Source organism: Embleya sp. NPDC055664 (assembly GCF_053618075.1).
The window spans coordinates 26,721-35,364 of record NZ_JBSHGZ010000063.1 but is presented as its reverse complement, the minus strand read 5'-3'; the positions used below and the strand labels follow the sequence as shown (position 1 = coordinate 35,364).

General features: G+C 73.2%; 6 protein-coding genes. 3 read left to right on the top strand and 3 right to left on the bottom strand.

The annotated features are described in order from the left end of the window. Window positions 1-117: 117 nt before the first annotated feature. Complete coding sequence (locus tag ACWGR4_RS46740; RefSeq protein ID WP_452130314.1) at window positions 118-1,659, top strand: long-chain-fatty-acid--CoA ligase; 1,542 nt, start codon at window positions 118-120, stop codon at window positions 1,657-1,659. A gap of 213 nt (window positions 1,660-1,872) precedes the next feature. Further along, the gene (locus ACWGR4_RS46735; RefSeq protein ID WP_379995003.1) at window positions 1,873-2,316 is read left to right on the top strand and encodes a hypothetical protein; all 444 of its coding nucleotides are present in this window, start codon (window positions 1,873-1,875) and stop codon (window positions 2,314-2,316) included. Here the strand turns inward: ACWGR4_RS46735 and ACWGR4_RS46730 are convergent. Further along, the gene (locus ACWGR4_RS46730; protein WP_126637299.1) at window positions 2,300-2,599 is read right to left on the bottom strand and encodes a hypothetical protein; all 300 of its coding nucleotides are present in this window, start codon (window positions 2,597-2,599) and stop codon (window positions 2,300-2,302) included. The two genes, ACWGR4_RS46735 and ACWGR4_RS46730, sit on opposite strands and share 17 nt — an antisense overlap. A gap of 133 nt (window positions 2,600-2,732) precedes the next feature. Further along, window positions 2,733-4,508, bottom strand: coding sequence for a 3-hydroxyacyl-CoA dehydrogenase family protein (locus ACWGR4_RS46725; protein WP_379995000.1), 1,776 nt, complete (start codon window positions 4,506-4,508; stop codon window positions 2,733-2,735). Window positions 4,509-4,883: 375 nt separating this feature from the next. On the opposite strand from ACWGR4_RS46725, the gene ACWGR4_RS46720 reads away from it, so the two are divergent. Beyond that, window positions 4,884-5,903 carry an LLM class flavin-dependent oxidoreductase gene (locus tag ACWGR4_RS46720; RefSeq protein WP_452130313.1) on the top strand — a complete coding sequence of 340 codons (1,020 nt, stop codon included), beginning with the start codon at window positions 4,884-4,886 and terminating at the stop codon, window positions 5,901-5,903. A 42-nt stretch (window positions 5,904-5,945) separates the two neighbouring features. On the opposite strand, the gene ACWGR4_RS46715 is transcribed toward ACWGR4_RS46720, so the two are convergent. Next, a complete protein-coding gene (locus tag ACWGR4_RS46715; RefSeq protein WP_452130312.1) occupies window positions 5,946-8,384 on the bottom strand; it encodes a hypothetical protein in 2,439 nt (812 codons plus the stop codon). Window positions 8,385-8,644: the final 260 nt, after the last annotated feature.

Below are 8,644 nucleotides of genomic sequence, written 5' to 3'. Positions count from 1 at the left end.
CCCCACGGCACGCCCGCGCCGCCGCATTCCCGCCCGGCGCCGGAGCCCCCGAACCGGCCGCCGCCTCCACCACACCCCGTCGGCCACCCTCCCCTCCCCCGCGCGAGGAGTCGTCCCATGGGCATCACCCTGCCGCTGCACCGCTGGGCCCAGCAGACCCCCGACCGCGAAGCCGTCGTCGACGGCGCCGCGTGGACCACGTTCCGCGACCTCCGCGAGCGGGTGGCCAGGCTCGCGGGCGCGCTGCGCGACCTCGGCGTCGGCCCCTACGACCGGGTCGCCGTCCTCGCCCTGAACTCCGCCCGCTACCTGGAGTGCCTGAGCGCCGTCCCCTGGGCCGGCGGCGTGCTGAACCCGGTCAACATCCGCTGGAGCCCGGCCGAGATCGCCTTCTCCCTCGACGACTCGCGGACCGGCGTCCTGATCGTCGACGACGCCTTCGCCGCCCTGGTCCCCGCGCTGCGTGCGGCCTCGTCGAGTCTGCGCGTGGTGGTGCACATGAACAATCCGCCGGCCGATTCCGGCATGCACGGCTACGAGGACCTGATCGCCGCAACCGCCCCGGTCCCCGACGCGCAGCGGGGCGGCGGCGACCTGGCGGGTGTCTTCTACACCGGCGGCACCACCGGCTTCCCCAAGGGCGTGATGCTCTCCCACGACAACCTGCTCGCCTCCGCCATGGGCGGCCTGGTCGCCACCGCCGCCTACCGGATCACCCCGAACGCCCGCGTGCTGCACGCCGCCCCGCTGTTTCACATCGCCGGGTTCGGGGTGTCGCTGATGACCTCGATCCTCGGCATCCCCCAGGTGGTACTGCCGGCCTTCGACCCCGAGCGGGCCGCCGCGATCATCGCGCGGGAGCGGATCACCGAGGTCTTCCTCGCGCCGACCATGCTCCGGATGATGCTGGACCACCCGAAGTTCGCCGACCACGACCTGTCCTCGCTGCGCATGTTGACCTACGGCGCCTCGCCGATCACCAGCGCGCTCCTGGACCAGGTCCTGGCCGCGCTGCCGGGCGTCGCCCTGGTGCAGGCGTACGGACAGACGGAACTGTCGCCGCTGGCGACCCTGTTGCTGCCCGAGGACCACCTGGCCGGCGACCCGGCGAAGTTGCGCTCGGCGGGCCGCCCCTGCCTGCACGCCGACGTACGTGTGGTCGGGCCGAATGGAAACGAGCTGCCGCGCGGCGACATCGGCGAGATCGTCTCGCGCGGGGACCACGTGATGACGGGCTACTGGAACCGGCCCGAGGAGAACGAACAGGCCCTGCGCGACGGCTGGATGCACACCGGCGACCTCGGCTTCATGGACGCCGACGGCTACCTCACCGTGGTCGACCGACTCAAGGACATGATCGTCACGGGCGCGGAGAACGTGTACAGCGCCGAGGTGGAGAACGCCATCAACGCCCATCCGGACGTGGCCTGTTGCGCGGTGATCGGGGTGCCCGACCCCCGGTGGGGCGAGCGGGTGCACGCCGTCGTGGTGCCGCACCCCGGACACGAGCTGACCGCCGAACGGCTCCGGGCCCACGTCAAGACGCTGATCGCCGGGTACAAGGCGCCCAGGAGCGTCGAGTTCGTCGACGCGCTCCCCCTGACGGCGGCCGGCAAGGTCCGCAAATCCGTGCTGCGCGAAAGAACGAGCCGGTGGTGAATCCGACCAGGGAGACCATCGCGTCGCCGGCCCCGGCCACGGGGAAGGAGTTGGCCGCCGCGGCGGCTGAAGCCCCGGCCCCGAACACCCGACCGACCCGGCCGGACCCACCCCACCGACCCGACCGATCCGACCCACCCGACCGACCCGCGCGGCCCGACCTATCGAACGCACTCTCGACAAACCCTCGCCCAACCGGCACGATCGCGCGTTATGACGTTCACCCGGGGGATCGTGACGTACGCGGCCATCACGACCTTGTTCGCCGAAGCGGTGGCCGCGGTCCTCGGCTGCGGCGTGGTCGCGCCGATCCTGGTCCTGAAGACCCTGGACGACCGCGGCACCGACAACCGCGCGCTGGTCGGCACGGTCGGCATCGGCTTCTTCGCGGTGCTCGGCCTGGTCGTCGCGATCTGGTCGGTCTGGGCCGCGCTCAACCTGCGCGACCGACTGCGTACCGGCGCCCGCTCGCGGGCCGGCCTGGTCGGCTCGGCCGGCCTGCACGTGGCCGTCTCCGCCGCCGCACTGCTCGTCCCGCTCGTCCTCGCGGTGACCGTACCCGCGCTGGCCCTCCTGGGCACCGCCACCGCCGCCACCCGACCCGCGCGGGGCACCCGGATGCCGGCCGTCGACGAGGCCGCTACCGCCGCCGGGTGATCCGCCGCTGCCCTCGGCTGTTCCAGCACGGCCGGTGCCAGTGCCGACGCTCCTCGACCCGCCCGTCGGCGGACCACGCGACCACGTGCGGCACACCCGGGGCGATCTCGTGGTCGCACCCCGGGCACCGATAGGTCTTGGTCGCGGCCTGCCCGCTGATCGGGCGCACCAGCCACTCCCCGTCGGCCCCCGACTCGCGCTCCTCGAAACCGAGGCCGGGATCGCGGGGCTCGCCCCGGTCGACGGACCGGGAGCGGCTGGTTGGCTTGTTACGACGCGGCACACAAAAAGGGTACGGGTGCACGCACCGCATGCGCCCGTACCCCTCTCGTACTACTTACTTCCGCCCGGCGCGCCGCCCGGCACGGTCCGGCGCCGCCCGGCGCGCTCCGGCCGCCCGCTCGCCCGGCGAGCGCCTACCGCTTCGCGTAGTCCCGGAAGCCCCGCCCGGTCTTGCGCCCGAGATAGCCCGCCGTGACCAGGTGTTCGAGCAGCGGCACCGGCGACCAGCCCGGCTCGCGGAACTCCGCGAACAGCACCTTCTGGATGGCCAGCGAGACGTCGAGCCCGACCACGTCGAGCAGTTCGAACGGTCCCATCGGATAACCCGCGCCCAGCTTGATCGCGGTGTCGATGTCGTCGGCGCCGGCGTAGTTGGCCTGGAGCATGCGCACCGCGTCGTTCAGGTACGGGAACAGCAGCGCGTTGACGATGAAGCCCGCCCGGTCCCCGCAGTCCACCGCATGCTTCCGGGTGCGTCGACACACCTCGTGGATGGTCGCCACCACGTCGTCGGAGGTGGCCACCGTCCGCACCACCTCGACCAGCTTCATCACCGGCGCCGGGTTGAAGAAGTGCATGCCGACCACGTCGGCGGGCCGCGAGGTGGCCACCGCGCAGTCGATCACCGGCAGCGAGGAGGTGGTGGTGGCCAGGATCGCGCCGGGCTTGCAGATCTCGTCGAAGTTCTCGAACAGGGCCTGCTTCACCGACAGTTCCTCGACCACCGCCTCCACCACGAGGTCGGCGAAGGCGAGATCGTCGAGCCGGGTGGTACCGGTCACCCGGGCCAGCGCCTCGGCCTTGGCCTCCTCGGTCAGCCGACCGCGCTGGATCTGCTTGTCCAGCGAGCGCACCAGCGCCCCGCGCACCCGCTCGACCTTCTCCTCGCTGCGCGCCACATAGACCACGTCGTAGCCGGACTTGGCGAACACCTCGACGATGCCCGTGGCCATCGTCCCGGTGCCGACCACGCCCACCGCGTGCACCTCGCGCGGGGTGCCGGCGACCGCCGCGGCCCCGCCCGGCTCGGCCACCACGACCGGGGATCCGGCCTGCTCGTAGGTGTAGAAGCCGCGACCGCTCTTGCGCCCGAGCAGCCCCGCGGTGCGCATCTGCTTGAGGATCGGCGCGGGCGCGTGCAGGCGATCGCGCGACTGGCGATACATCTGCTCCAGGATCTCGTACGCCGTATCGATCCCGACCAGGTCGAGCACCGCGAGCGGACCCATCGGCAGGCCGCAGCCGAAGCGCATGGCCGCGTCGATGTCCTCGCGCGTCGCGTACTTCTGCTCGTACATCGACGCCGCGTGGTTGAGGTAGGCGAACAACAACCCGTTGGCGATGAACCCGGCCCGGTCGCCGGCCACCACCGGCGACTTGCCGAGGCGTTCGGCGAGCGCGACCACGTCGGCGAGCACGTCGGGCTCGGTGACCACGGTGCGGACCACCTCGACCAGCTTCATCACCGGCGCCGGGTTGAAGAAGTGCAGCCCGACCACGCGCGAGGAGCGGGTGGTGGCCACCGACAACTCGGTGACCGACAGTGAAGAGGTGTTGGTGGCCAGGATCGTCTCCGGGCCGCAGATCTTGTCCAGCTCGGCGAAGAGCGCCTGCTTGTGCGCCAGCTGCTCGGGTATGGCCTCCAGAACCAGGTCGGCCGAGGCCACCGCGGTCAGGTCGGTGCCGAGGGTGACCCGCTCGAAGATGTCGTGCTGCTGCTCTTCCGTGAGCTTTCCGCGCGCGGTGGCGCGGGCGGTCGACTCGGCGATCCGGGCCCGGCCGCGCGCGACGGCCGCGGCGGAGACGTCCACGCCCACGACGGTCAGTCCGGCCCGGGCCAGGACCTCGACGATGCCGGCGCCCATGGTGCCCAGGCCGACCACGCCGACCGTGCTGATGTCACGGCTCATCTGCTGTGCTCCTCGCTGCTGAAATGGCGTCTCCCGACCGGGAGTACGCCTTGGTTACTGCGAAGTAGTACCGCGGGTTTCCAGGGAGTATCGCAGTCCCTGCCGAACAGGCACAGGCCGGTGGGATGTGCCGTTCGCCTCGATCCGTCCCGAACGTACGTTCGGACATTCGGCCCCATGTTCGACGGATGACGTCGTGGGCGCCGATATCCGCCCGATCGGGTAAAAAAACCATCACGCGTGAAGGATTACCTACACGCGCCTTCACGCGTTGTGTTGTCGTGTGGGCGCCCTGTCCCCCACACCCGCCCCCGCCGGCGACGTCCGGCGGGACCGGCCGATCGGCATCGGCCACGACATGACGAGGAGGACGCGATGAGGGTGGGCATCTTCCTGCTGGCGGCGCAGTTCGACGCGGGCGACCACGGTGCGGTGCTCACCGCCGCCATGGACGCGGGAATCGCCGCGGAGGAGGCCGGATTCGACGAGGCGTGGATCGCCGAACACCATTTCGTGCCGTATGGGTTGTGCCCGTCGGCGGTCACCTTCGCCTCCATGCTACTGGGGCGTACCCATCGGATCGGGGTGGGTACGGCGATCAGCGTCCTGTCCAACCAGCATCCGGTGGCCCTGGGCGAGCAGACCGCGCTGCTCGACCAGCTGTCCGGGGGGCGCTTCACCCTCGGCGTGGGACGCGGCGGGCCGTGGGTGGACCTGGAGGTCTTCGGCACCGGGCTGCGACGGCACGACGAGGCGTTCGCGGAGTCGCTGGACCTGCTGATGCGCTGGCTGACCCACCAGCGGGTGGGCGCGGAGGGCGAGCACTTCTCCTTCCGCAAGGTGCCGGTGGTGCCCCGTCCGCGCACCTACCCGCACCCTCCGGTGATCGTCGCGTGCACCTCCCGGGAGACCGCGTCGCTCGCCGCGCGGCACGGGCTGCCGATGCTCCTGGGGATGCACGCGGACGACGCGGAGAAGGCGGCGATGGTCCGCACCTACGAGTGCGCGGCGTCCGCGTGCGGGCGGGACCCGAAGGCGGTCGAGCACGCCGCGGCGGCGGTCGCCTACGTCGCGGACACCCGGCGCGAGGCGGTCGAGGTACTGCGTCATGCGATGCCCAAGTGGCTGCGCCGGGGCCTGTCGGCGCACGTGACGGTGGACGGCCGGCAGCGGCACATGCGGGACCCGGTCGAGTACACCGACTTCCTGTGTCGCATCCACCCGATCGGCGCGCCGGCCGACTGCGTCCGCCGCCTCTCGCGCACCGCCGAGCGCACCGGCATCAACCGTTTCCTGCTGTTCGCCGAGGGCGCCGGAGTGGGCGCGAGCACCCTGGAGAACGTGGCCCGCCTCGGCAAGGAGGTGCTCCCTGTCCTGCGCGAGGCGGCACACTGACCCGAGTCCGGACCCGCCCGCCCCGGCCGGCGCGGGTGGCGGTCAGCCCCCGACCGGCACGTTCACGTCGCCGACAGGGGACTGCGGGGTGGTCGAGGTCGGCGACGGCGCGCGCGTGGTGGGGGGTGGAGCGCTCGTCGGGGCGGAAGTCGTGCTCTGTGACGCCGAGCCGGCCGGAGCCGACGAGCGCGGCGCGGTGGCCGGGGCGCTCGTGTTCGGCGCCGTGGTCTCGCGGGCCGTCGTGGCGGCCGAGGACGTCACCCCACTCGCCCCGGGCTTGCGGCTGCCCGTCGGGGGCGGCGGTTTGTCCCGGTCCACCCTGGGGTCGGCCTCCGGCCCCCGGTTCGGCGTGTTGGGGTCGTGCGTCGCCGAGCCCGTCGAACCCACCGGATTACGATGATCGCCCCGATCCGGCGAGTCGGAGCCCATCGCGACCACCGCCGCCAGGGTGACCACCAGGACCACCGCCGCGCCGGCCGTCATCAACACGCCGCGCCGACCGATCCCACCCCGCTCGGCCCCGGCCGCGCCTTCCCGGCCGACCGCCGCGACCGCCGCCCGGTCGCCCCCGGCCAGCGCCAACACCCGCCGGTCCGCGGCCAGTCCACGTTTGTCCGAGCCGACGTCGCGCATCCGGGTGGCGGCGACCGCTTCCTCGCGCGCGCCCTCCGGATCGCCCGTGCACAACGCCAGGATCGCCAACTCGTGGCGGAACCAGGCGTGTTCCGCCGCCGCCGAGGCGCCCGCCTCGCGCGCCGAGGCCAAGCCCAGCTCCAGCACCTCGCCCCAGGTGTCCCACCGCGCCGAGGCGCCGAACGCGGGCGCCGACGCCCGGGCCAGCGCCCGCGCCGAACCGGCCTTGCCCAGCCGCTCGGACTCGCGCAGGCAGGCCAGGATGGTGTCCGCCTCGCGGGCGATCTCGGCCGGAGTCACCGACGGGTGGGAGACCCACCAGGTGAAGTGCTGTATGGCCGCCACCGCCCACGAGGACGGCCCGCGCACGATCGAGGCGACCGCCTCGGCGGTGCCTCCGGTGAGCCGATAGCGGCCGAACTCACAGGCGGCGAGCCCGGCTTCGACCAGCTCGTCGGCGGCGCCCACCGCGTCCACCGCGCCGGTCAGGGCCGGCAGGTGTACCGGGTCCGGCAGTTCGCCGTCCAGCGCGGAGGCCAGTCGCAACACCTGCTGGGCCGACGCGGACACCAACGGCACCAGACGCGGTACGAACTGCCGGGGGTCCCCGGGCGAGGGCAACTCGCCGGCGCCGTCCGCCGCGCCGTCGTCGAGCAGCCCGTAACGGCCGCGCTCGCGCCGCGCAAGGAGTGCCCCCGCCTGGACGAACCGCCCCGGGTGGCCGCCCACCTGGAACCACAGGGCGGAGGCCCAGGACAGCTCCTCGTCGTCGAGTTCGCGCCCGGCGACCCGGCGCAGCAGATCGAAGGACGCCTCCTGCGGCAGGCCGCGCAGGGTGATCTCGTGCAGCGGCGAATCCCGGCGCGCGATCGGGTCGACCAGCTCGGGCCCGGCCACCAGGAAAGCGCATTCCGGGGCGATACGCAGAAGCTCGGCGATGTCCTCCGGGCCGATGTCCAGGTCGTCGATCACCACGAGGGCGGCCACGTCGGCCAGGATCCGGGCCAGTTGCACACGTGTCGGCCGGTAGGCGGGTCCGGCGAAGCACGCGTCGTGCAGTTGCTGGAGCAGGTCGTCCAGGCCACGCCGGCGCCCGTCGAGCAGGATCACCCCGTCCGGCGCGTCGGCGGGATCGAGCGCGGCGAGCCGGCGCAGCAGCGTCGTGCGCCCGCTGGAGGCGGGTCCGCCGATCCGCACCGACGTACCGCGTTGCAGCAGCCCGGTGAGTTCGGCGATCTCGACGCCGCGACCCAGCGGTTCGGGGTCGGTCGAGGGCACCGAACCGGGCAGCCTGGACGGGCGCGGCGGCCGGGCGCCGGCGGGCACCGGAACGACGTCGGTGCCGTCCACGCCGCCGAAGGTCAGGAGCAGGTCGCCCGCGTACAGCCGCAGCACGCTCGGCCCGGGTTCGTCGCTGCCGGCCCGCCCGCTCGGGGCCGGGTCCGACCAGTCGTCGTCGATCCGGATCGGCTCGCCCCGCATCGACTGGCCCCGCCCCGAAGGCGGCTCGCCCGACCCGTCCGTCCCGAACCCGGGAGCGCTCCCACCCGACTTCGCGGCGTCGAGGCCCGCCGCGCTCCCGCCGAACCCGCCGGAGCCGTCGGTCCCGAACCCGCCCGCGCCGTCCGTCGCGACCTCGCCCGAATCGTCCGCATTCTGCCGAGGCGCCGAGGCGCCTCGGCCCGGGCGCGGCCCGAACAGCTCGTCCAGATAGGCGTCGTCACCCCAGGAGTCGCTCCACGGGTCGCCCCCGGAGACCTCCCGGTCGCCGGCCGACGGCCGCGGCGGTTCGTCCCCGAGGTGCTGCTCCCCGTCCTCTTCCGGCCGTTGCCTGCCGCCGCCGCTCATGCCACTCCCTGTGCTCCCCGTCGTGGTTCCTCGACGCACCGGCGCGACCTGGGACGAGTCCGGGCACCCGGGGGCGGAAACCGGTGATCAGTGTGCCGGGCGCGGCCGGCGCACCGATACCCGGCGCCGGGTTCGTGACAAGATCGTTGAGCACCGACGCGGCGCGCACCGAGGCGGCCGCGCATGGGCATCGTGTGTCCCCGTCGTACCACGTTCCACCTTGCCACCTCCCGCCGTCGAGCGGACCGTCTCCGGGTCGA

Coding starts and splice junctions, on each gene's coding strand:
- ACWGR4_RS46735 (WP_379995003.1), top strand. CDS start 1,873: ATGACGTTCACCCGGGGGATCGTGACGTACGCGGCCATCACGACCTTG.
- ACWGR4_RS46740 (WP_452130314.1), top strand. CDS start 118: ATGGGCATCACCCTGCCGCTGCACCGCTGGGCCCAGCAGACCCCCGAC.
- ACWGR4_RS46725 (WP_379995000.1), bottom strand. CDS start 4,508: ATGAGCCGTGACATCAGCACGGTCGGCGTGGTCGGCCTGGGCACCATG.
- ACWGR4_RS46715 (WP_452130312.1), bottom strand. CDS start 8,384: ATGAGCGGCGGCGGCAGGCAACGGCCGGAAGAGGACGGGGAGCAGCAC.
- ACWGR4_RS46720 (WP_452130313.1), top strand. CDS start 4,884: ATGAGGGTGGGCATCTTCCTGCTGGCGGCGCAGTTCGACGCGGGCGAC.